Source organism: Mycoplasmopsis pulmonis (assembly GCF_900660575.1).
Lineage (GTDB): Bacteria > Bacillota_I > Bacilli_A > Mycoplasmatales > Metamycoplasmataceae > Mycoplasmopsis_B > Mycoplasmopsis_B pulmonis.
In genome coordinates, this window is sequence record NZ_LR215008.1 from 583840 (window position 1) to 608082 (window position 24243).

At 26.8% G+C, this 24243-nt stretch carries 19 protein-coding genes and 1 tRNA gene; 7 read left to right on the forward strand and 13 right to left on the reverse strand.

The features are described from left to right. Positions 1–156: 156 nt before the first annotated feature. The 4 genes from ftsZ to mraZ are packed head-to-tail and all read right to left on the reverse strand — an operon-like array spanning position 157 to position 3976. Complete coding sequence (ftsZ, locus tag EXC36_RS02420) at positions 157–1329, reverse strand: cell division protein FtsZ (protein ID WP_129690285.1); 1173 nt, start codon at positions 1327–1329, stop codon at positions 157–159. A 36-nt stretch (positions 1330–1365) separates the two neighbouring features. Continuing rightward, positions 1366–2592, reverse strand: coding sequence for a hypothetical protein (locus tag EXC36_RS02425; protein WP_129690287.1), 1227 nt, complete (start codon positions 2590–2592; stop codon positions 1366–1368). Between the two features lie 20 nt (positions 2593–2612). After that, positions 2613–3512, reverse strand: coding sequence for a 16S rRNA (cytosine(1402)-N(4))-methyltransferase RsmH (gene rsmH, locus EXC36_RS02430; RefSeq protein ID WP_010925294.1), 900 nt, complete (start codon positions 3510–3512; stop codon positions 2613–2615). Then, complete coding sequence (gene mraZ / locus EXC36_RS02435; protein WP_129690289.1) at positions 3512–3976, reverse strand: division/cell wall cluster transcriptional repressor MraZ; 465 nt, start codon at positions 3974–3976, stop codon at positions 3512–3514. Before mraZ ends, rsmH begins: the two co-directional genes overlap by 1 nt. A 293-nt stretch (positions 3977–4269) precedes the next feature. On the opposite strand from mraZ, the gene rplM reads away from it, so the two are divergent. From rplM to EXC36_RS02465, 6 genes are all read left to right on the forward strand, one after another. Beyond that, a complete protein-coding gene (gene rplM, locus EXC36_RS02440; protein WP_010925296.1) occupies positions 4270–4704 on the forward strand; it encodes a 50S ribosomal protein L13 in 435 nt (144 codons plus the stop codon). Beyond that, the gene (rpsI, locus tag EXC36_RS02445; protein ID WP_010925297.1) at positions 4704–5114 is read left to right on the forward strand and encodes a 30S ribosomal protein S9; all 411 of its coding nucleotides are present in this window, start codon (positions 4704–4706) and stop codon (positions 5112–5114) included. The genes rplM and rpsI overlap by 1 nt, the downstream gene beginning before the upstream one ends. Before the next feature lie 79 nt (positions 5115–5193). Further along, positions 5194–5270: transfer RNA gene (locus tag EXC36_RS02450), tRNA-Ile, on the forward strand. A gap of 83 nt (positions 5271–5353) precedes the next feature. Continuing rightward, positions 5354–6877 (forward strand): ATP-binding cassette domain-containing protein, encoded by a 1524-nt coding sequence (locus EXC36_RS02455; protein ID WP_050780375.1) that lies wholly within the window; start codon positions 5354–5356, stop codon positions 6875–6877. Then, entirely contained in the window at positions 6870–7844 is a 975-nt protein-coding gene (locus tag EXC36_RS02460) for a carbohydrate ABC transporter permease (RefSeq protein WP_129690291.1), read from the forward strand. Before EXC36_RS02455 ends, EXC36_RS02460 begins: the two co-directional genes overlap by 8 nt. Continuing rightward, positions 7837–8670, forward strand: coding sequence for an ABC transporter permease subunit (locus EXC36_RS02465; RefSeq protein WP_129690293.1), 834 nt, complete (start codon positions 7837–7839; stop codon positions 8668–8670). The genes EXC36_RS02460 and EXC36_RS02465 overlap by 8 nt, the downstream gene beginning before the upstream one ends. 394 nt (positions 8671–9064) lie before the next feature. Here the strand turns inward: EXC36_RS02465 and EXC36_RS02470 are convergent, their stop codons facing one another. From EXC36_RS02470 to EXC36_RS02500, 7 genes are all read right to left on the reverse strand, one after another. Then, entirely contained in the window at positions 9065–9889 is an 825-nt protein-coding gene (locus EXC36_RS02470) for a hypothetical protein (protein WP_129690295.1), read from the reverse strand. Positions 9890–10176: 287 nt separating this feature from the next. After that, the gene (locus EXC36_RS02475) at positions 10177–11268 is read right to left on the reverse strand and encodes an MSC_0620 family F1-like ATPase-associated subunit (RefSeq protein WP_129690297.1); all 1092 of its coding nucleotides are present in this window, start codon (positions 11266–11268) and stop codon (positions 10177–10179) included. Further along, on the reverse strand, positions 11258–11731 hold the full coding sequence (locus EXC36_RS02480; RefSeq protein ID WP_129690299.1) for an MSC_0621 family F1-like ATPase epsilon subunit: 474 nt from the start codon (positions 11729–11731) through the stop codon (positions 11258–11260). The genes EXC36_RS02475 and EXC36_RS02480 overlap by 11 nt, the downstream gene beginning before the upstream one ends. A gap of 2 nt (positions 11732–11733) precedes the next feature. Further along, positions 11734–12642, reverse strand: a complete 909-nt coding sequence (locus tag EXC36_RS02485) for an MSC_0622 family F1-like ATPase gamma subunit (protein WP_041364131.1) — start codon at positions 12640–12642, stop codon at positions 11734–11736. A gap of 25 nt (positions 12643–12667) precedes the next feature. Beyond that, a complete protein-coding gene (locus EXC36_RS02490) occupies positions 12668–14146 on the reverse strand; it encodes an MSC_0624 family F1-like ATPase-associated membrane protein (RefSeq protein WP_010925304.1) in 1479 nt (492 codons plus the stop codon). Between the two features lie 16 nt (positions 14147–14162). Continuing rightward, complete coding sequence (mip, locus tag EXC36_RS02495) at positions 14163–16568, reverse strand: Ig-specific serine endopeptidase MIP (protein ID WP_129690301.1); 2406 nt, start codon at positions 16566–16568, stop codon at positions 14163–14165. 36 nt (positions 16569–16604) lie between these two features. Then, on the reverse strand, positions 16605–19166 hold the full coding sequence (locus tag EXC36_RS02500) for a putative immunoglobulin-blocking virulence protein (RefSeq protein ID WP_129690303.1): 2562 nt from the start codon (positions 19164–19166) through the stop codon (positions 16605–16607). Positions 19167–19563: 397 nt separating this feature from the next. Between EXC36_RS02500 and msrB the strand changes: the two genes are divergently transcribed. After that, a complete protein-coding gene (gene msrB / locus EXC36_RS02505) occupies positions 19564–20001 on the forward strand; it encodes a peptide-methionine (R)-S-oxide reductase MsrB (RefSeq protein ID WP_010925307.1) in 438 nt (145 codons plus the stop codon). Positions 20002–20159: 158 nt separating this feature from the next. On the opposite strand, the gene EXC36_RS02510 is transcribed toward msrB, so the two are convergent. Both EXC36_RS02510 and EXC36_RS02515 read right to left on the reverse strand, forming a co-directional pair. Next, a complete protein-coding gene (locus tag EXC36_RS02510) occupies positions 20160–21878 on the reverse strand; it encodes a hypothetical protein (RefSeq protein ID WP_129690305.1) in 1719 nt (572 codons plus the stop codon). Between the two features lie 258 nt (positions 21879–22136). Continuing rightward, positions 22137–24179 carry a hypothetical protein gene (locus EXC36_RS02515; RefSeq protein ID WP_129690307.1) on the reverse strand — a complete coding sequence of 681 codons (2043 nt, stop codon included), beginning with the start codon at positions 24177–24179 and terminating at the stop codon, positions 22137–22139. Positions 24180–24243 lie beyond the last annotated feature (64 nt).

A 24243-nucleotide genomic window follows, 5' to 3' on the forward strand; every position in this document is an offset into this window, starting at 1 on the left:
CCTTTATTGTCTTAATTTCTAGCTTTTAGTCTTTGAATTAAACATTATATAGTTTAATAAAAAATAAAAATTCAGACAATAAAAAAATGATCTCTTGAAGATCATTTACCTTTTTTTAAAATTGACAAAATAAAGAAATTTCGCAACATCTTTTCTTTAAACGTTTCTTTTTAAGAAAAAAGGTAATGTATCATCTTGAGAATCATCTTTTTCAAGAATTTTTGAGTCTCTATCAAGTAAAGAAGTTAAAACCATTTTCTCATCTTTTGGAAGAGGATCATTTATTAAAATAGTTTTAGTCTCTGATGCTTGAAGGTCAATTTCCATTGTCTTAAGCATGCTAGAAACTTCATCTTTAATTTCTTGTTCTGAATTAAATTTTTTAGAAGAGCTTAGCCCTGTTGCAATAACAGAGACATAAATCTCATCACCAATTGATTCATTGATTGTAGCTCCAAAAATTGTATTCATTTCAGGACCTACTGCGTTTTTAATAACATTAACTGCGCTATGAACTTCGGTTAATGTTAAATTAGCACTTCCGGTGATATTGATAATGGTATGGCTTGCTCCTTGAATTGATGTTTCAATTATCGGAGAGCTAATGGCATGGATGGCAGCTTTGACAGCTCGATCTTTACCAGAGGCTCTACCTATACCAATAAGAGCATCACCTTTGTCTTTCATAACAGTTTTGACGTCAGCAAAATCAAGGTTGATATGTGCTGGAATGGCAATTATATCTGTTATGGTTTTAACGGTGTGCTTTAATATGGTGTCTGCAAAAAGAAATGAATCTTTCATAGGAGCATCACCATATTGTTCAAGTAACTTATTATTAGAAATAGTTATAATTGAATCGCTAACTGCCCTAAGGTTTTTAATTCCCTCTTGGGCATTTTTATTTCTTAAATTACCTTCAAATTCAAAAGGAGTTGTAACAATTGAAATTGTAAGAGCTCCTAGTTCCCTTGCGATTTTAGCAATAATTGGACTAGCTCCAGTTCCGGTTCCACCACCCATTCCTGAGGTGATAATAACCATATCTGCGCCTTTAAGTTTTTCTTTAATCTCAACAATGCTCTCTTCTGCTGCTTTTTTACCAACTTCAGGATTGGCCCCAGCTCCTAGACCTCTTTTGTTTTCACCAAGGTGAATAAAGTTTGGAGCGCTGCTTCTTTGAAGTGCTTGAATATCAGTGTTTGCAACAATAAATTCAACACCTTGAATACCAGCTTGAATCATTGTCTCAACAGAATTATTTCCTCCACCACCAACTCCGATAACTTTAATGTTGGCAGTAGGAATAAAATTTTCTAAATCCGACATGCTTTTCTCCTTATAAAATACAAAATTCCAAGATAATTAATTAATAAATTTACTATCATTGTACTCTTCTTGTTTATTATATGAGAAATTTTGATAAAAAATGTTCGGTAGAGTATAAGTTTTACCATCATCTTCAAAATGAGGGTAGTTTAATTTAGAAAATCCAATTAATGAGTAGTGATTGAAATTAGCATGTTCATACAAGTTTCAATCAAACTCAGAGACATTAAAATCTCCAAGATCAACTTTGAAATAATGTTTTAAAATATTTAGATTTTGAAATTTACCTGTAAAAATTAAATTATCTAGCTTGATTTTGAATTTAGATAAAATTTCATCAATTTTAATTTTAATTTCATTGAAAAATTTTTTAAAAAAGTAATTTACATAATCAAGAATTCTCTTTGGATCGATATTAGGATTGGTTAGTAAAGTAGCTTTATTGTTTTGATCCAAATAAGAATTTGAATAAGCATTAATTAATTCAAAATACTTTTCAACATCTTTGTGTTCCATTTTTAAAAGAACATGCGATTTTTTCAAAAGGTTTAGTAAATGCTTATAACCATTTTTTAGTCTTTTTGAAAAAATCAATTTGTTATTTTTTCTAATACTAATAATTGTTCAAATCTCATCAACATGAACATTAACAAATTCATTTTCTGATTCTTTGGAAATGGCCTCACTTACAAGAGAGTCATAGTTTTGAATTTTATTAACTTTAATGTTGATATTTTTTAAAAAATTAATGAAAAGATTAATTTTTATATCACTTATTGACTCTACTGAAGCCCTTAATTTAAGGCTAGCAATTTTACTTTCCTGAAATAAAGGTGTGTCATAGACTTTTTGTTCTCCATTTTCCTTTTCAATGATGTATGACATTGGGTTAATGGCAATTAAATATCTATTTGGATATAAGTTTTTAAATCTTGATTCAGCTTTTTTAATAATTATTTCGATTAAACTTTTAGTAACGTTTTTGTTAATTATTTTTTCATGTATTTCAAAATTTTGATATTTGTGTTCAAAAGACTCTCCTCTTAGAGAAATGTCTAAAATTTCAAGTTGAGTTTTTGTTAATTTAAAAAATTCATTTTTGTAATCTAGAAAAAATGGCTTTAATTCATCAAGTTCTTTTTCAAGAATAGGACAACTTTTAGACAAAATTAAAACCGGTTCACTAGAGTCAGAGAATTTTAAATATGAAAATAAACTTATTTCAAAATCTCCTATTTCTAAAAATGTTTTAATTTTATTCATGATCATGTCCTTTCTTGAAATTAAAGTTTTTTAATAATTCTTAACTTTGAGCTTTTGGCTCGACGGTTTTGAGCAATTTCTTCCTCTGTTGGTTTAATAGTTTTAACTTGATAATCTTTTTGCTCCATAATAGGAAGCCTTCGATCATGTTTGTTCTTGACTTGTCTCTTAAAAAAGTCCTTGACAATTCTATCTTCAATTGAGTGAAAAGTGATTATGAGCATTTTTGAGTCTTTTTTTAGAAAATCTAAAGATTGAGCCAAAAATTTTTTTAAAACTATCAATTCATCATTGACAGCAATTCTAATTGCTTGAAAAACTGCCTTTGCTGGATTTTTCTTTCTAACAAGTGCAGCTGGAAGCGAAGATCTTATTACTTCAACTAGCTCTAATGTATCTTTTATAGGTCTATTATTGACAATGCCTTTAGCAACTTGCTTTGCAAGCTTTACATCTGCGTTTTCAATAAAAATTTTACAAAGACTTTCTTGATCATAGCCATTGACAATATCATCTGCTTTTAAAGGCTGATCTAAGTTCATTCGCATATCCAAAGGTCCTAATTTGGAGTAACTAAAACCTCTATGGGCAAAATCTAATTGAACAGAGCTTACACCTAAATCTAATAAAAACCCATCTACAAAGCTAATATTCATTTTGTCTAAATAAACTTTAAAGTTTACGAAGTTATCATTTATCAAAACAAAATTATCACTAATTTGACTAAGCCTTTGTCTACTTTTTTCTATAGCAAAAGAGTCTTGATCAAATCCAATTAATTTACCTTTGCTTGAGAGTTTTTTCAGGATCTCACTAGAATGGCCTGCATAACCAAGGGTTAAATCTACATAGATGCCCTCTGGATTTATTTCTAAATTTTCGATGACATCCTTTAATAAAACTGGTTTGTGCAATTGCATTAGAATTCAACACCTGATTCTTTTAATTTAAATGCAATGTTTTCAATTTTTTCATCATCAATTGAATCTTGGAAGCTGTCATATTTGGCTTTAGATCAAAGTTCAACTTTGTCTCCCATACCAACTAAAACAACATCTTTTTGGATAGAGGCTTTTTCTAGGATGTGCTTTGGTAAAACAAATCTTCCTTGTTTGTCCCCTTCAACTTCAACTGTTCTTTGGAAAAACAATCTAGCAAAGTCTCTTGCATTTTTATCAAGGACATTCATTGTTTTAAACTTATGGGCTTCGTTTTCAAATTCCTCAGAATTTCTAATTTCAACAACTCCATCTAATAAAACGCTTAGATAAAAGTTGCTACCTAGCTCAGTTTTAAACTTAGCAGGTAGCGAAAGTCTATTTTTAGGATCTAATGATCTTTCGAAGTTTCCATACAAAGCCATTTTTACCCCACTTTCTTCCACTATCCACCACTATTATACATTTTATTTCCACTTTTATACTTTTTTGTTATTTTTTTGGATAAAGAAAATTTTTTTGTATAAGCTAAAAAAGAAAGGTTTTTTCATTAGATTTAATCTAGTTTTTCAAGAAAAAAACCGTCAAAAAATTTTTTTTGATTTTTTTTGTTTAATGTATAATTTCAAAGCAATTATTCAAAATTTTGACTTAGACCGTTACACTTGTCATGTTATTTTGTAGAGTTGACTATGAATCAAAACATAATTAATATATAAAATAAAAAAGGAAACCATAAATGAGACAAACTACTATTGTTAAACATAAAGAAGTTAACAAAAAATGATTCCTTATTGATGCAGATGGTGTAGTTTTGGGAAAGTTAGCTACTTTAACAGCATCAATTTTAAGAGGAAAAAATAAGCCTGATTTTACACCCAACGTTGATATGGGAGACAACATTGTAATAATTAATGCCGAAAAAGTTGTATTAACAGCTAATAAAGAAGAGGATAAAAAATACTACTCTCACTCTGGATATCCTGGAGGGCTAAAAGTAATTAATGCAGCTAAGCTAAGAGCTAAAAAACCAATTGCAATTGTTGAAAAAGCGGTTAAAGGAATGCTTCCACATACAAAATTAGGTAGACAACAATTTAGAAACTTGTATGTCTATGCTGGAAGTGTACATAAGCAAGAGGCACAACAGCCAGTAAGAATTGAGGTTAAATAATGGCTATTTCTTATCAATTAAAATCACCTGCTTTTAGAGGACTAGGAAGAAGAAAATCATCAGTTGCTAGAGTTATTTTATTAAAAGGTAGTGGTAAATTTACTATTAATAAAAGAGAAGCAAAAGAATATTTAAAATCAGATATTTATATCAAAGATGCTCTTCAACCTTTTGATTTAACTCAAACAAACAACACTTTTGATATTAGAGTTACAGTTAGAGGTGGAGGTCTTGCAGGACAAGCTGGAGCAATTAGATTAGGTATTGCAAGAGCTCTTTTAGAAATAAGCGCTGATTATAGATCTGTTTTAAAAGAAGCTAAAATGTTAACTAGAAATACAAAAGTTAAAGAAAGAAAGAAACCAGGTTTAAGAAAAGCGAGAAAAGCTCGTCAATTTTCAAAAAGATAATTCTTTTTTATCAAAAACATATAAATTATTTAGTATAATCTTGAAACGAAACTTTGAAGTTATATTAAATTCTTTTCATGGGAGCATAGCTCAGCTGGTTAGAGCACACGACTGATAATCGTGAGGTCGATGGTTCAAGTCCATTTGTTCCCACCATATCACATTTTGACCAAACAAGTTATATAACTTGTTTTTTTATTTATATTTTAATTTTAAAAAGTTTATAATTGAAATTTAGTATGCAAAAAAAAGAAAAAAATGAGATTTTAAGAGTAAAAAATTTAAAAATTCAATATGGTAAAAAAGTTATTTTAGAAAATGTTAACTTTTCAGTTGATAAAGGTAGCTTTATTTCTATTCTAGGCCCTTCAGGCTCTGGTAAGACTACCCTTTTGAATTCATTAGCATCACTAGTTAAGAAAAAAGAAGGAGAGATTTTAATCAACAACTCCAAAGATAATCAAAACATTGGATTTGTTTTTCAAGACTCAAGCCTTTATGAAAATATTTCAGTTTACAAAAATATTTATCTTTCGATCAAAAATTCATGATCTTGAAAAATAAAAGAACTTTCAATATTTTTTGAAAAATATATTAGTGACTACAATGTTAAAAATAAAAAGATTTTAAATTTACTAAATGAAATTATAGAAAAAAGAGAAATAATTCAGAGTTTAAACAAAAAGCAACAAAAAAAAGTAATAAATAAACTAAAACTAGTTAGATTTTTGCTTTTTTTAGAATCAATCAAAATAAAATATTCAAAAGAATTTAAGCAAACAAAAACCTTAATTCTTAGAAAAAAAATCCAAAACGATTTGCTTTTATATCAAAGTTTTATTGATGAGTATAAAATCCAAAACAATAAAATTACAGCCTTAATTGATAATATTAAAAAAGAACAAACTAGTGTTGATTCTTTAGATCATAAAAGTTTAAAAAAGCTTATAAGCAAACTTAAGATGCTAAGGTTTTTACTTTTTTGACAAAGCGTTAATCTAAAGCTTTTTAAAAAAGTAAAAATGATAAAAAGCTTAGGGCAAAATAAACTAAGAAGCTGTCCAGTTAATAATTTTATATTTAATGCTAGAGTTGCTTTTTTAGCTAGAAAAGATATCATTGATGTTTCTAAAAACCTTGATATCATGCACCTTTTAAAAAATAAAGCAACAGCTCTTTCTGGAGGACAAAAACAAAGGGTTTCAATTGCTAAGGCTTTAGCAAAAAGAAGTGACATAATTTTGCTTGATGAGCCTTTTGCTTCTCTAGATGCCAAAATCAAAGAAAAAGCTCGAGAGTGACTAAAAGGTATTCAAAAGCAATATCAAATTACAATGCTCTTTGTTACTCACGATCAAAATGATGCTATGTTAATTAGTGACAAAATCATCTTTGTTGATAGTCAAACCATAGTTCAATTTGATGAGCCTAAAATGCTTTTTGAAAATCCTGTTAATTTAGCAGTGGCTAAATTCATAGGTTTTCCTGAAATTGTTCTTTTAGAAAAAAGAGAAAATTTATCTTACTATATTAGATCAAATAAAATAAATGTTGAAGCTGATCAAAATGGTAAGTGAGTAATTAAAGATTTAAAAACAAATGGAAATTTTGACATTCTAACCATTTCTTCAGCTTCTTCAAATAATTTAGTTGAAGTAATTTCTCTATCAAATGAGTACAAAAAAGGCCAAAAAGTAAATATTAGATATAAAAAAGAAGATGTTTTGATTTTTGATCAAAACGGTAAGAGAATTTATGTTTAAAAAAATTGACAATATTAGGCAAAACTTTTTTAATAAAGAAAACTTTTCTAAAAAAGTTATAGTTCAAAACTTAAAAGCAACTAGCTTTTTAATTCCTATTTTATTATTAGTAATTATTTTTACTTTTGTTCCTATCATAAAAACTTTTAAAGATGCCATTAGTGTTTATGAGCGTCATTCAAGGGTTAATTTTACTTTTGGTATAAGAAATTTTGAATCAACTTTTAATGATCCTTATTTTAAAGATGCTTTTTTTAATTCCAATATTCTTTTGGTAGTTGCCACCCCTCTTGGAATAGTTGTAGCATTTTTATTTTCTTTGATCATAAATTCAATAGCACTAAAAGTTACTAAAAACTTTTTAATTACAACTTTGTATTCACAGTTTTTTATTTCATCTTTTGCTATAGGACTAAGTTTTATTTTCCTTTTTGGAGATCAAAAAAGTGTTTTTAATAAGCTTTTTGGAACAAACATTGCCTTTACAAGAGAACATGTTTTATTAACCTTTTCAATTTTCCATATTTGAAGGCTTTTACCTTTTAATGTTGTTTTATTTTCATTTGCCCTTTCAAAAGCAAATGAAAAATATTCAAAAAAATTCAAAGTTGATAGATTGACAATAGCTGATAAAATCAAAAACGTTTATTGATTCTATATTAAAAGAGCTTTTATGTTGATTTTCTACATTAACTTTATAAGCGCTATTTTGCTCTATCCAGGGGCTATAATTGAATCAACTACTGATTTAAAATTAAATAAAGCTACTACTTTTGCAAGTTATATCTTCGATTTAATTAGAGGAACCAACTTCCAACCAGAAAGAGCCTCAGCTGCTTCATTTATAATTTTTGCTTACATAATGACATTAATTTTTTCTTTTTATATTCTTACAAAAATAACAAGAAAAACATCAAGACACATTAGTGCAAAAATTGAGCAAAGGAGATTAAATCAATATGTTTAAAAGAACTCTTTTTTCATTTGTTAAATATTCAATAGTTATTTTTGTATTGCTTTTAATTCTTTTTCCGCTTTATTATTTAATAACTCTATCTCTGACTTCCTCTAGTGAAGCTCTAAAAGATAACATTCGTTTTGTCCCTGATGGATTTAATTATAAAAACTATGATATTTTAAATAGTGAATTTTGATCGTCTTTAACTTATTCATTTTTTTTTGTAATTACAGCCCTTACAATTAGACTAGTTTCTCTGTTTTTAGGTGGTTATGGCCTTTATCTAACAACAAGAAAAATAAAAACTCTATTCTTTTCAATATTTTTATTTTTCTCAATTGTCCCTGAAATAAGTATTTATTTAGGAATTAAAGGAGTACTTAATGACCTTAATATCTCCGACATAGTCTTTTCACTTTCTGCTTCATCATTTTTTTCATTTTTTTCACTTAGCTATTTCCACAACTCATTTAACCAGGTAAGTCAAAAAGAAAAAGATATTATTAAAATTGATAATTTAAATAAACTTGAAGTTTTTTACTATGTTTATTTACCTAAATTAAAAATGCCTATTTTCCTGACTGTTATTTTTACAACCATTTCAACATGAAATTCATTTTTATGACCTTCTTACATCCTTTCCGGAAAAACAATAAATGGAGTTGGTTTTGATACAATTTCACTTTGATTCTTAAGAGTAGGAGACATTCCTCATGGAATGGGTAGACATGAGAATTTAGTAGCAGCTGGTTCTGTTATTTCAATTATTATTCCTCTTGGAATTTACCTAATTTTTTCAAAACTAATAAATAGACAATTATATAAATCAATTTAGCTTATTTAACTTGGCAAGTTTAAAAAACTTAAAGATTAGCTTTATAAACAAATTGCAAAAAGCATCCTCAAAGGGTGCTTTTTTAATTTAAAAATCTAGAAGCTCTTAGAAAGATTTTGGCTAAAAAAACTATTTAAAAACTTTGCTAAAGTTTAGTAATTGAATTGCTTAAACTGACAATGTTTTGTTTATTAAATAAGACAATGTTTTTATAAAAGTTTTATAGACAAAAGCTTTTGTTTTAATTAGTTCTATAAAAAGTCTTTTTTGGCTTTTTGTTTTATTTAAAACTTTTGAATTTGTTAGGTCAGTAAAATTAAAGATAAAACAATTAAAAAACTTACCAATATTTTTTGGTAAGTTTGTTTGTAAAATAGGAATTTTATTATTAATTTTATAAGCTTAAGAAAATTAATGGAAGTCCAGCAACAATTAAAGTAATAGAAATTAATGTAATTAAAATTATTAGAGTTTTTTTCTTTTTAAGATTCTTTTTAGTAAATGTAGAAATTCAAGTTCCTAATAAAGCAAGAGTACCCACCACTTCTAAGATAATACCCAAAATAAATTGAACATTTTTTTGTGTGCTTTTTTCTTCATTAAGTAAAACTTTTGATTCATTATAAGCTTTTAAAGCTTTAGTTTTTGTATCTTCTTCAGGATTTTTTGGATCTTTTGTATCTTGTCCAATGTAAGTTAGTGCACTAAGATGTTTGATTTGTTGAGTTATTTTTTCTGTTTTATTAATGTAGCTTTCGTATCAAGTAAAAATATCAAAATTTGGATTATTGGCAATACTTTGAAGTTGGAAAACATCTTTTATTAGTTTATTAAAGAGCTGGTCTAGCACTTTAATATCCATGTTAGCTTCTTTGAATTTTTGTTTTATTTTGTCAAAGTCAATGTCATTTTTAAATGTTTGTCTAAATTTATCTATAACACTTTCAAAAGCACTAGGAATTGAAGCAAAAGGAGATATTTTAGTACTTGTACCTTCTACTGTGAACTTTGAAGCAGAAAGAGCAGAAAGAATTAATCTTCTAATTTCTAAGTTAGATCTTCTTACTGATCCTTTAGTAAGGATACCTGTGGCATATTTATTTAAAATTTCTTCTTGTAACTTTGAAAAATCTAAACCATAAACAATTTGTGTTCCAAGACGATTAAAGGCTAAAAGAGCAGCTATTAAATGACCCTCTCCTAAATTTATAAATTTCATAGTATCATCTAGACCAACTGATTTATATAAACTTACAAAAACATCTTTAACTTCATCAATTTGTTTTTCATATAAGTGGTTAAATTTTTCTCTAAAAGATATATCAACAATTGGTGAAGGAAGATCAACATCAGCTAAATATTCACGAGTGCTTTCAGGAATGTTTCTATCACTAACTTTAACAGTTACTCTTATCTTACCTTGAGTTTGTGATTGTTGATCTAAAGAATTGTTAGGCCCTTGACCTTGATCATGAATTTGAGTTACTTCATATAGAAATCTTGTATTTACGGGATTATTAAAAAAGAAATAATTTTCACTTTTTTATCAACATTAAAATTTTTAATTAACGCTGGAATATCTTTTAAATATGAGTCTTTAATAATTGGAGATAAAATACTTAAACTTTGTTGATTAACAGTGTTACTATCTTCAATTTTTCCTTCATCTGGATCATTTGGAACCAATGGAAGAGGTTTAGGAAGCTCAGGTAAAGTTGGCTTAGGAGGAGGTGGAGGAGTTTGTTGTTCTTCATCTTCAAATCTATTTTGTTCAAGATCAAATTTAATAAATCTTGAAGAATATTTTGAACGAATATATTCTTCCCAATCTTTAAAGCCTTTTGGTACTTTAAAAACTATAGCTGCATTGGAGTCTTTTTCATCAAATTTTAGAAGATCTTCTTCTGAAATTTCAGGGGCATCTTTTTCATTGTAAATAATTGAATATAAATCATTTATTAACTTTTCAGAGTATTTTTTAGTAGTGTCTTTAATTTCATCGAGTAACTTAATATTTTTGATTTTTTCAGTTGAAGTTACTTTTCCATTTGGGCCAATTTTACCTACATATGAATTTTTGCTATCACTTTGTTCTCCAAAAACAATTTGTTCATATGTTTTAGTTTCTTTTTTGCCATCTTTTTCTTCTTCAACAGTTACACTTCCTCAATTAAGTTCTTTTAATGTTGAAAGGGCATTTAAAAAAACAGTGTGAAAGCCAAATTTACTATAGTTTTGCTCAATTTCTTTTTTATTTTTTTCTAAAAAATTAATGATGTTTTGAATGTAGGCTGTTTTGGTGATTTTTTTATAAGCATCAGTTTCAATCTTTTGGATTTTAGCTTTTTCATCCTTTAATTTACCAATGGTTGCAAAAACAGCTTTTCCAAAGGCATCTTTTAGGCCTTCACTTACTACTCCAGCAAATTGATCAAAAGCTACACTAACATCTCTTTTTTGCTTTTGGGGATCTTTAGGTGTGTTTTGACCGCTTTCAGTTTGAGCTTGAGTTGGAGTTGCACTAAGAGAAAAAACACTAACTAAAGATAAAGAACCAATTAAAGCTAAACTAACGAGTTTTTTCTTTTTATTTTTCATGTTCAAACTCCTCTAGTTTAAAAAGTTCTTTCATTTGTTCTTTGTAAATTTGATATTCAATTTCACTAATTTTTAAAAAATCTTCAAAGTCTATACCAATTTTTTGCATTAAGTTAAACTCTGCTAATTCTTTTGAAAGAGTTTTTATCTTTTCTTTGTTGTTAATTTTTTTATTAGTTTTTTCATAAAGATTTTTTTTATTTGAGCTATTTACCCAAATATTGTTGTCAGAGACAAGTACATTACAATTTTTTAAAAAAACATATTTTTTGTTTTTAGTTTTAAGATTCTCAATTTCAATTAAATTTTTTTCATAACTAGCAACCGAGTTAGGATCAAGGACAAAAAATTGATTTTCACTCTCTGAAACAAGTGAGATTTTAGAATTAGAAAATCTCAATTGTTGGTTGTCTAAAAAATGAATTCTAAGGTCAAAACCAATATTATTTGTTGAATTTTTCATAACTATTTTTCCTTTTTATCAAGTGAGAATCTAATGTTGTTTCTAGTTAATAAAACAATTTCTTCAATTTCTTTTTCCCTTTGGATTTTAATGATTTGTCTAGATAATTTTAAAATTTCTTCTTCAACATCTTTGATTATTTTGTTAATTTTTACCAAAAAGCTTTTAGAGCTAAAAAATGAAGATTCGATAATTAAAGATTGAATTGCATTCTCCAAATAAACATTTATTTGTGATTCAACAAAATTATTGACATCTGGATAAAACTTTAGTTTATTTGGTTCAAATTTAAACTTGATTTCATTTCTTGAATTTAACTTAGAAGCATCAAAGTCATCTATTGGAAGAATTGTAAAGAAGTTGTTGTAGTTTTTGTTTGAGTTAATAATAAAGTTAACTTTTTCATAGTCATTTTCAAAATATAAAGCTTTAATTAATCTACTTAAATAAAGAGCAAAGTTGCTTTTAACTTTTTTTAAATCAAAGATCTCAACTATTTTTAACTTATTTTTTTGACAAAACTCAAGAGCTCTTGGACCTATTGGCACAAATTCAATATTTTTATCTTTGCTTTGATTTAAGATCATATTTTCATAACGAATATATCCATCAGTTGAGTCTTTTTCATCTTCTGTTAAATAAATTCAAAGCTCTTTTTTTTCAGCAAATTTATCAATTAAAAAATTAGTAATTTTATTTTTACTTTTTTTATTAATAAAATCATTTTCAACATTGTATTTATCTCTAAGTAAATTAAACAAAGCCTTGTTAATTAAACAATTATTTGTATAAACATTCAAAGACTTGCTAAGTTTCATAATGTTAATTAAACCAATGTTTTTGTCATTAATAGCTCTTATTCTAATTTTTTCTAAGTTGCTTTTTCTCTGGGAAAGTTTTTTAAAATCCATATTTTCTCCTAAATTTGTCTTTAATTTAAATGCTTTGTGTTTTCATATTTTTGTTTTGGAATCTAGCCGCAATATAGATAGTTTTTACAAAAGAAACTAAAAACAATAGACTAATAAAGGCAATATTTACAAGAACAAAGATTTCATCAAGTGATATTTGAGAATTAATAGCATAGAAAGCATAATTTTGTTTGTTTAATAAGATAACTTGTAATCCAGCAAAAACAAGAGTTGTTATACTTGAGACTAAAAAGATTAAGATAAAGATCATGTTGTGGTTTTCTGATGATTTGTTTTTGAAAACAAAAAACCCAACATTAATTGCACTTATTAAAGAAGTTGATAAAAGATGAATATTTTTTTGTAGGGGATTGTCTATAAAAAGAGTAACTAAATAGTAACTAATTCACATCAGACTTGTAAAAAATGATAAATAAAGTATGCTAATTAAATTTGAAGATGAAAGTTTCTTGTTTCAATATTGTAGAAAAATATTTATAACAAGAAGAGCTAACAAAACAGCAACTTGAACTAAAAGGTAAACTCATTGAAGATTGTAATTTCCTGGAACTATACTAAAATCAACTTTAATAAACAAAATTCTAATAAATCATATTAAAACAGCTGCATAAATTGCCATATTTAAACTAATTTGATTTTTGAAATATTCATTAGTAAATTGTTTTGACATTAAAAAGACAATGTTTTGTAAATTAACTAAAACTAACAAAATTAGTAAAGCCAATGATGCAAATGTCATAATTAGTAGATTTGAAGTTTTTTTAACTTCAAATATTTGAACTAAATAATCATAAAATTTATTTTCATGAAAAAGAAATCCTGGGATGCTTGGTCCTTTTAAAAATGCATAACTAAAAGTATAAAAAAGTCCAAAAAGAATTATTTGTGATATAAGGGATAAAATACCTATTCAACGGCTTTTAAAGAAAATTGGGTTTGTTTTTTTATTTTGGAAATTCAAGTATAGAAAATAAGCTATGTTTAAAACAATTAGAGGTACAAAAATATAAATTAAATCAAAATAAGATTGAGCAACACTTGCATAAACATCAATAGTTGAATTAGCATTTATTTTATTATAAGGATTAAAAAAGATTAAAAGTGCTAATGAAGATATTGAAAAAGACAAATACAATAAAAATCAAATTCAATAGTTTTTAATTGATTCTCTTTGGAAATGGACTGAGCTATAGTTTTTCTTAATGGAATAAACTAAAACAAATATCAAAATAAAGGTTTTATAAAAAATTACATAATTAAATTGTTTGTCAAATAAATTTTTAAAATTCAAAAAGATTGGTATGTCGAAATCTTTTGTTGCATTAAAGATTGTTTTTTCGTATAGAAAAAAGATTAAAATAAAACAAATTGCAAAAAGGACTAAAATGGTTGATTTATAGAACTTTAATAGCAATTTTTTATTTTCCAAAATTAAATGTTTGGAATAGATTTTTTTCTCTGAAATAGTATTGTTAATCTGCATATATTTAAACTCTTAATTATGAGTTATTCGCCTTTGCTGAATTGTCAAATTTAAAATCATTTGGAACTTCTTTTATATTTTCAAAAAGATTAGTTTTAAATGAATCTCCATATAATTTTTTAAGAGCCTCTCGATATGAAGCACCTTCTTTTTGGTCTTTTCCTCCTCCATAAATTAGGTCATATTGACCAAGATTATATTGTCCATATAAACCTTTGTAATCAAATCCTTCTGAACGAAAAGCTGAACTAATACCTGAATTTGTTGAAGTAGCTCCTGTATGTCAAACTGAAACTAATTCATTATTTTGATTTCTAATTGAACTTCCTGAACTACCACCAATTGGTGAATAATGTTTTGGAGCATAACTCAAACCTGAATATAAATATTTTTTACCATCATATTCAAAATATTTTATTTGCTGAGTTTCTGGATCTCTTTTAGCAGTTTCAATTGGTGAAAGAATAAATAAATCAGCAATTCCTGGTTTATCAATAAATGATCTATAACCTAAAGTATAAGATAAATAATTTCCATTTTTAATTTGATCTTTAAAGTGATCTTCTCCATTTTCAGGAATACTTAACTGACCATATCAACTTGACTCTCCATTTACTCATAGAGATGTACTTACTTTATTAAATTCAATTTGTCTAGAATCTTGATATTTATCTAAAAAATAATCACCTGCTGTAGAAGGAAAACCAAGAGCAAATAAAGAATCACCTTTGTATTTTGCATCTCTTTCTGCTCTAGATAAAGGTACATCTATTTTTGAAGAATCTTTTAAATATGAGTTTTTTAAGAATTTAATATGATCAGCAGTATTTTCTGCATATCCATTAGTAAATTCTCTTGCAAATTCTTCAGCTGATGCTCTAGTTTGAAGATCTAATTTTGTAAAATCAATTTCCAAAACAGCAAAATCAATAAATTCTTGGAAATCTTTATATTTGGTCTTTTGTTCCTCAACTAAATAATCACTTGGATTTGATCTTAAGTAATCAGTAGCTGTATAAACTACTTTAAAAGGATTTTCACTTTGACCACTTTTTTTTACAATTCCAATTTGAGTCATAAAGTCATTTTCCAAAGTTGTCTTTAAAGTTGTTCTAATAGGAACATTTTTATTAAACTTTGTAATACCTAAATTTTTTGTTTCTGCATTAACTTTATCTATAACGTGAACATTAGTACCAAAGTATCATTTAGTTGGGTATTTACCATTATTTGTTTTTTCATAATCCAAAATTCACATTGTTCCAGTATCTTTAGTTGAAACTTCGGCATCTTCAATTTCACCATTTGCATTTTTCTTTGGATTAAAAACGTCCACTGAATAAGTTTGAAGTGCTATTTTTTTATACATTTCATTTGGAAGTGTTCTTGCCAAACCAGCTACTGAATATGAATTTCGATTAACAGAGTCTACTCAAGAAGGACCTTTAACAACTGTTTCTTCTTTTATGTTTAAACCTAAATTTTTACCACTTTGATCATAAACAGGAACAGTAAAACCTTTTACTAGTTGATTTTCATATGAATCTTGATTTAATTCTTTAGCTTTTTTATCAAATTCACTTTCTGCAGTTGAATTTCTTTTTATATCTTCTCTATATTTAGTGATGTCAAAATTACCAGCTCCTAATTGTCTTTTTAGTATATCTAGATATTTAGGATTGTCTTTATGGAATCTTTCTAAAGAATTAGCCGCTACATATTCTTGTAAATCAGATTTTAAAGCAGAAGAAGCATCACTTTCAATTTTTCCATCTGATCCTATATTAAAAGGACTAGTTTTAAAGCCATCAATTAGAATTTTTTCATCACGTTTTGATTTATTGTGAACATTTGTAACTTCAACTAATATATAGATTTTACCAGTTGTATTTGATATAGATCTACCTTGAGCATCTCTATCTGGAATTAGAGCTTTAGCTTTTAGTGAAAAATTTGAATCACTTGTTACTAATTCAAGACTTTCTAGTTGAATATCTGTTGCATAAAGATGTTCTTTTGATCTTCCTAATGGTTCATATTTGTTTATGGTAATTGTTTTGGTATCAAAAACTAAATTATCATAATTTGGTGTTTTTGAATTAGGAATTTCAATTGGCTTTTTACTTGGATTTATAGAATCAATTTCTTTTTTCTTAGCCTCTATATCCTTTGTTAATTTTTGAAGTTCTTTATTACTATCTTCAATTTGTTTTTGAATTTCTGGAGTTTTATTAGCACTATTTAACATAGAAATTTTGTCTTCTAAAGTTTTTCTTTGAGTTGTTAAATTATTAATTTGCTCTTGAAGGCTATTAACTTTTTTATCATCTGATGAATTTAGACAAGAAGTTAAAACTAAAGGAGCAAATCCTAAAACTAGAGTTGAACTAAAAATTATCATTTTTTTTCATTTTCTTTTCATTATAACCACCTTTTAAAGTATTTCTAGATTTTGAAATTATATAAAATCAACATTATCTTTTTCAGTTGTTCTTCTACCTATTAAACTATTTTTTAATTGAGAATTATTTCTATCAACTATAATTTCTGGATCTGAACCTAAATTATCTTTTGCTAGTTTAAGTAATAGATTAAGATTTGCTTGTCCTGAACCATTTAGTTGGGCGCCATTTTTTGAAGTAATTTTCAATTTTTTGGTTTGATTACCATTAGAAAATTCAATTTTAGCAAATGGAGGTCCAGGCTCTTCATGAGATATTGCATCAAATTGAGCTTCATTTAACTCTTCTACATCAATTTCAAAAACACTACCTGTATTATGTAATTTTAAGTTTTTAATTCTACGCCTACCATTTTCGGTTTTTTGCTCATCAGAGAAAATTAGACCTCTTAGAGATTTTATGGCTGGAACTCTACTAAAATCAAGTCTTGTTGGATAAGAGTTTTGTCCCTCTTTATGGTCAGGATCAAGTCCTGGACCAAAACCACCTTGGAAGATTTTTTCATTATTTCTAGTAAAGTATGCCATTCTTAGACCCAAGTTAATTCTTTTTAAATCTTTATCATAGTCTTTTGCATCAAAGGCTAAAGTGTTAAAGACTATTCTTGAATAAGGAAGATCTCTTCTATTAGCTTCATGAACATAGTTATAATCAATTGTATTTACTCAAGCAACATTTCTAAGAGCATAAGGATTTATTGTTCATTGATCAAAATAAGGTCTGTGTTTGCTTGTAAAAATTCCTAACTCATCAATTTCTTTGTTTTCTAATTCAATTAATGATGAAGTGTTGAAACCTTCAAAAAATAGTTCTAATTGAGCTAGTTTTTTAGGTAAAACTTTTAGTATCTCAGAAAATCTTTGATTGTCATCTTTTAATCCCATGTTCATTATTCTATAAGAAGTTATTGGTTTACCATCTCTTGTTAGATCTTCAATTAATTTTTTAGCTTTTGAATAACCACTTGGATTTGCTGCATCAATTGTAACAACAACTCCTTCGTTTCTATGTTTGTCACTTTTTACATCTCTTGTTAATTTAGAGATATTGATTCCATCTCTTTTTGAAACATTATACTTTTTATATTCAGGGCTAGTGGTAATGTCAGTTTTGGTTCATCCAGGATAGCTTCCTTCACCAATTTGGCCACCAAAACGTCAATTTCAACTTGAATAACCAAAAGCTCTTCTTTCAGTGTTATCTTTTTCATAAAGAATTTTAGTTCCATTAATTAAAGGAGCTTTTGAATATGAATTTATCTCACCTTTTGAGTTTATAAAAACGTTGTCATTTTCTTCATCAATAACATAACCTTTTCTAATATCTTGCTCAGTGTTACTATCTAATTTGGTAAACAAATTAGTGTCAATCACGTTTATTGTTCTAATGTAATACTCTAATACATGACCTTTTTTCTTACCTTCAAAACAATTAGGTCCAAAATAACATTTTATTTTTTTCTTAGGATCTTTTGCATAAGGATCATAGTCATCAACTACTTCCTGAATTCTTTTTTTTCTTATTTCAGCTAATTTTTTAACATCATCAAGGGTATAACCATTTTTTAAGAATTTTTGAAGTTCTGGATTTGGATCGGGAGTATCATCTCCTCTATAATCACGATTATGAAGATTAGGATTTACTCAATTTGGATCATCAATTAGTTGTTTAAATTTTGCAATAACTCTTGTATAAAATTCAGTTGGATTACCAGCTAATTGATCTGCTATCTTATAAACATCTGATTCTTTTGCATTTAATAAATTAGGTAAAAAGTTTTGATTAGCAAGGAAATTTTGTTTTAGACCTTTTAATCCATTTTGTCTATTTTTTTCAATATACTCTGGAGTTACCTCAGCAGAAATAACATGGTCAGCTATGTCATTTCGATAAGGATTTCTATTTGCTATTTTATCATCAATATCTTTTTGAGATACTTTCCTTGTTCTTGGTGTTCTAACTTTAACTTTTATATCAACACCACCAAATTTAACTATTTTATCAACTATTTGACCCTCTTTTGCTTCATCACTAGGTTTGCTTTGTCTTATAGGAGGGGTTTTTTTAGGCTCTTCAACTTTAGGTTGAGGTGGTAAGGGTTTAGGCTGTGGTTTAGGTATTGGTTTAGGAATTTCGGGTTTAGGAAGAGGAGCAGGTTTAGGCTCTGGCTTTGGCTTTGGCTCTGGTTTTGGTTCTGGCTCAGGCTCGGGCTTAGGCTCAGGTTTGGGTTCTGGTTTTGGCTCTGGTTTAGGTTCAGGTTCAGGTTCAGGTAAAGGTTGAGGTTCTTCTTTAGGTTTTTCAGGCTCTGGAAGAGGCTCTTGAATTTCAGGAAGATTAAAATCAGTATTAGAAGGAGCTGCTTGTCTATAATCAAGATTATTTTTTGGAATTAATTTAATTTGATCAGGATCTGTATCTCGTAAAAGTTCATTATGTTCATTGGAATTTTTGTTATTAGAAAAATAAATTAATGCAGCAGAACCTACAGAAAGGGGCAAAGTTGCAGATAATATAAACAACAATTTTTTTCTGGTTTTTCCAGTTTTAAAAATTTTCATAATAGAAATTCCTTTCTTTATTAATTATTAATTAAGTAAAAATTTTACCATTTTTTTAAAAAAATCTAGGTTTTTAAAGTGCTTTAGGAACATTTTTGTTCATTTATTTACAAATTAAAATGTTTTTTTACATAGAATTGTCAGGAATTTTAATTAAGTTTTAAGGATATAAAACTCATTAATATTATAATACTTAATTATTTTTTTAAATTTTTTAAATTAGTCTGGCAACTATTATAAAAAATATTTTTTCAAATTAATAAAAAGTTTTAGATTTAGTTTTTATTTTTTTAAAAGTTTTTAAAACTTAAAATCTTTAAAGCTATAAATAAAGAAAAATTAAAAATAATTTAAAATGTTTATGAATATCTATTTATATTGTAGAAAGGTTAATTAAATGAATAAAACAAAAGAACAAAGATTAAAAGAACTAACAACTTTGCAATACAAAGTAACTCAAGAAGGTCAAACCGAAAAAGCCTTTGATAATGAATATAACAATCATTATGAAGAGGGTATTTATGTAGACATAGTTGATGGAACTCCTCTTTTTAAATCTCAAGATAAATACAACTCAGGATCTGGATGACCTGCTTTTACTAGTCCTATTAAAAAGGATGAAATTGTTGAAAATGCTGATTTTTCTTATGGCCTAAGAAGAGTTGAAGTTAAATCAAAAAACGCTCAATCTCATCTTGGACATGTTTTTACAGATGGTCCAAAAGATAAAGGTGGTCTAAGATATTGTATAAATTCAGCTGCTTTAAGATTTATTCCAAAAAAAGACTTAGAAAAAGAAGGCTACAAAGAATATTTAAAATTATTTGAAGACTAGTTTTTTTTAAAAATAACTACTTCAATTTCAAAAAAGCACTTAGTTTAATCAAAACAAGCTAAGTGCTTTTTTATATCTTTTAAAAAAGTTAAAAAAATAATTAAAATGCCTTTGACATCTTAATTATTTATTTGTTAAATAGTTTTTTAATTATTTAATTAGTTTTGTTGAGCAACTATAGGATTTAAACTAACAATAGAACTATAGTAAGGTTTATTTACAAATTTAATTCTAATTGCATGAATTTTATCCTTTTTAATTATTACATGTTCTCTAACTAGTCCACGCTTGAAATCTTCATTTGTAGTTTTTGGTCATATTTCTGGATTATCAATAGTTTTTCACTCACCATTAGCTGCTTCTTGATATTCAACTACATATGAATTTGGTTTATAGTATTTTGGATTTTTGTAAAATAATAATTCAAAACCATAAATTAATCCTTGAGCATCGTCTTTAAATGACATTTGTAGTCAAGGCTGTTCATCAGCTGAATCTGCTAGTCAATAATAACCACTGTTGTAGTGTCTAAAAACACTAGAGGTAGGATATTGGTGAAAAATATCTTTTCAAAAACTACTTGCAATTACATCAAATTTTTGATTTCTAAGTGTTCCGCTATAGTCTTTGTCTAAAATACCTACTTTTGCAAATCCATCTATAACTAGAGTAATTTCTTTATTAGAACTACCTCTTGAAATTTTAAATTTCAAATGAGCTTTACCATTTTCATCATCAATTATATGATATTTTAGAAAATCAGCTTTTATTAGATACTTAAGAGGAATAGTTTTAAAACTATGATTAAGTTTTTGTAATTCTAGCGGAATCATTTGAGATCTTTTTTTAGTTTCATCAATGTTTTCAGCAACTTGTCTTTGCAGATTTTTATAAATCTCACCGTCTTTGACAACTTCGTTTAAAAATTCTTGATTAGTTTTGTAGCTCCATTCAAGAGTTTTAGATATATCCTCATAGCCTTGGGCAACAATTTTAAAAGTTGCTGTTCTTTTTTTAGAAACTTCATTTTCAGTTACTTTTTCAAGAGAAATACTAATGTCAACGTCTTTTTCAAGATCTTGAACAATTTTTGATGCTTTAAATGTAAATGAATTATCAGTAATTTTTGGTTTTTCACCAGCTAAATTTAAGTTAAATTGACCAAGTTTATAATCTGAAATATCTGGATTATTCATAAAGTCTTTATCAATAAAACTAATTTGATGAGCTTTTAGTGCATCGATAATTTTGCCTTGTTTTTCTTTTGTTAAATTATCGTTTTTTGGATTTTCTAAAGAATTGCTATTGTCCATATTTTTTTGTGGATCACTAGGATTTTCTTGTTTTGGAGTTTCTGGAACTTTAGGTTCTTTTGATTGATTTTCTAGAGTTTTTTCACTTTCTGATTTTCCAGAGTCTTTAGGAGTCTCTGGGTTTTTAGTTTTATCAGGGGTTTTTGGACTATCTGAATTTTCAGGACTAGTCATTGAATTTTCATTAGTATTTGGCTTATCTTGTGGCTTATCTTGATTAGATGGGCCTTTAGGAGTCTCTGGAGTTTTTGGACTATCTGAACTTTGAGGGTTAGTCATTTGCCCTTCGTTTTTGTTTGAATTATCTGCTTGAGGGGCTTTTGAGCCTTCATCTTCTTTATTTGAAGTATTTGGATCAGAGACTTTTGGACTTTGGTCACTATTTTTAGTTTCTAAGTCTTGCTTTGATGAATCTTTGTTTGAATTATTATTAATTAAATTTTGATTTTTATTGTCATTTTGTTTTGCTTTTGCAACACTAGAACATGAAGCTAGTGCAATTGGAGCTAAAATGCTTAGCGAAAGAGCAAAAACGAAAGTTAATTTTTTATTTATTTTTTTCACAATTTCCTCACTTATAAATTTTTTAATTTAAAAACAAAGCAATTAGCATTTTAACAAATTTTACTAATAAAAGGCATTTTTTTAAGCCTTTGCCTAATTTTTTCCACAAAAAAAGGCTATATTTATCAGTTTCATGTTTTCAACAAAGCTAGGAATTTTTAGATAAAAAGCTAAAAATTAAGCTCAAAAGAATAAACAAAATGATCAATAAATCATTTTTAAAAAATTTAAAATTTTATTTTTAGTTTTTTTGAAAAACTATATTGTAACTATTGGATTTAAGCTAAAAATTGAAGTATTTTTTGCTTTTTTGTCAGCTAAAAAGGTAATTTTTATTGCATGTACTCTATCTTTTTTAAGTATTATTCTTTCTTTGATGTAATTTTCCTTGTCATTAATTTTTAAAACTTCTTTTTGTGTTATGTCAAGATTTTGTCATTGTCCATCAACACTTTTTTTATATTCAACTTTGTAAGAGTCTTTATTGTAAAAATCGCTTTGGTCTAAAAATAAAAGATCAATTCCATAGATAAATTGTTCATAGCCTTCTTTTCATGCTAGTTCTAATCAAGGACTAATATCTTGATTGGAACTTTTTGCCTTTCAATAATTATTATTTGTTTGACTATCCTCAAAAACTTTATTAGATTCATGGCCATTTTCAAAACTACTTGCTTTTAAATCAAAATTTGAAGTTTTTTCTTCTTTTGATTCTAAAAATCCTACTTTTAAAAATCCACTTATAGAAAAAGTTTTTTCTATGGCCTCATTTGCTCTTGTTATTTTAAATCTTAATGTAGCACTACCTTGAAAATCATCAAAGCTTTCATAATTTAAAAAAGTTGCTTTTATTTCATCTTTTAAATCAAAATCTTTAATTTTTGGATTTGTCTCTGGTAATTTATAAGCATAGATATTAGCCTTTGTTGGATCAAAGAAATTATCAAAGAAAAAATTTGAAACTTTAGTTTCTAATTCTTTTTTAATTTCACTTTTTTCTAGTGAAAATTCAGCTAAATAATCTTTATTGCTTTTGTAAGTCCAATTTAAAACTTTGTTTATAAGCTGATTTTCTAGAGCAATTATTTTAAAATTTGCACTTCTTTGCTTAGTTTTTTCATCTTCAACTACAGACTCAAGAGAAATTGATAAATCAGCTTCAATATCAATTGCAGGATTTAAATCTAATCCACTAAATTTAAGAGAGTTTTCATTTTCTTTTGCTTTAGCTGAATTAAAATTTAAATTAAAATCATGGAGTTTATAGTCTAAAAGATTAGCTTTATTTTTATTTTTTTCATCAATGCTAAAGTTGTGGCTTTCTAGTGCATCTTTAATTTTTTGAAGTTTTGCTTCTAATAATTTAGCTTTTGTTTTAACTTCAAAGCTAAATTTATTAGTTAGTTTGTATTGATAAACATTAAAAAGAAAATGGCTAATTTCTCATTTTCCATCATTAATTTCTTCTTTTTCAAGTGAAATGGTTTGTATTTTAGACTTTAGTGTTTTAAAAGTTATTCTTTTTGTGTTTTTATTTGATTCATCACTAGCATTATTTAAATAATTTAGAAAAATTGAACTTTCTATATTTTTGGCTAATTCATCTTTGAAGTGTAAAGTTAGATTTTGCCCATCATAGTCAACTTTTATTAGCTCTACATATTGACCCTTAGTTGTATTTCATCATTTAAAGTTGCCATCTTTAATTTGATCATCGTTTTTAGAGTCTTTGTTTTCAAGTTCTTTTTGACTATTATTTAAATTTTTCTCTTGAGTTTTTGGTTTTTCTTCTTTTTTGGCTAAGCTATCTTGATTATTTTTATCCTTAGAATTTGCCTTGGCATTTTCATTATTTTTTGGCTTTGACTCTGGCTTTGGTTCCATTTTTGAAGGCTCATTTGTATCTTTTTGAGGTTGATTTGGTTTTGCTTGAGTTTTATCTTCAGCTTCATCTTGGGGCTTAATAGGTCCTTGTTGAGGGGTTTTTTCCATTTGATTAGTGTTTTTTTGATTTGTTTTTTCATCAACCTTTGGTTTTAGTGTATTTAAATTCATTTGATTGCCCATTGGGCTTTCATTTTTTTCTTGCTTTTTAGAAGAGCTTGAATCATTAGTTTTGTTATTACTATTATTTAAAGTCTCTTTGGAGTTGGCCATATTTGTAGTATTTTTATTTTCTTGCTCTTTTTCTTGGTTTTTTTGCAATTGTGAACTAGCACAAGAGACCAATGTTATTGGAGCTAAAATACTCATAGAGCTAAAAAGTGCTAAGCTATATTTTTTTAAATTTCTTTTTTTCATAATTTCTCCCGCATATAAAATAAAAGTTTTTTAAAAAAGCTAAGTTCGAAATAATAAAATTTTA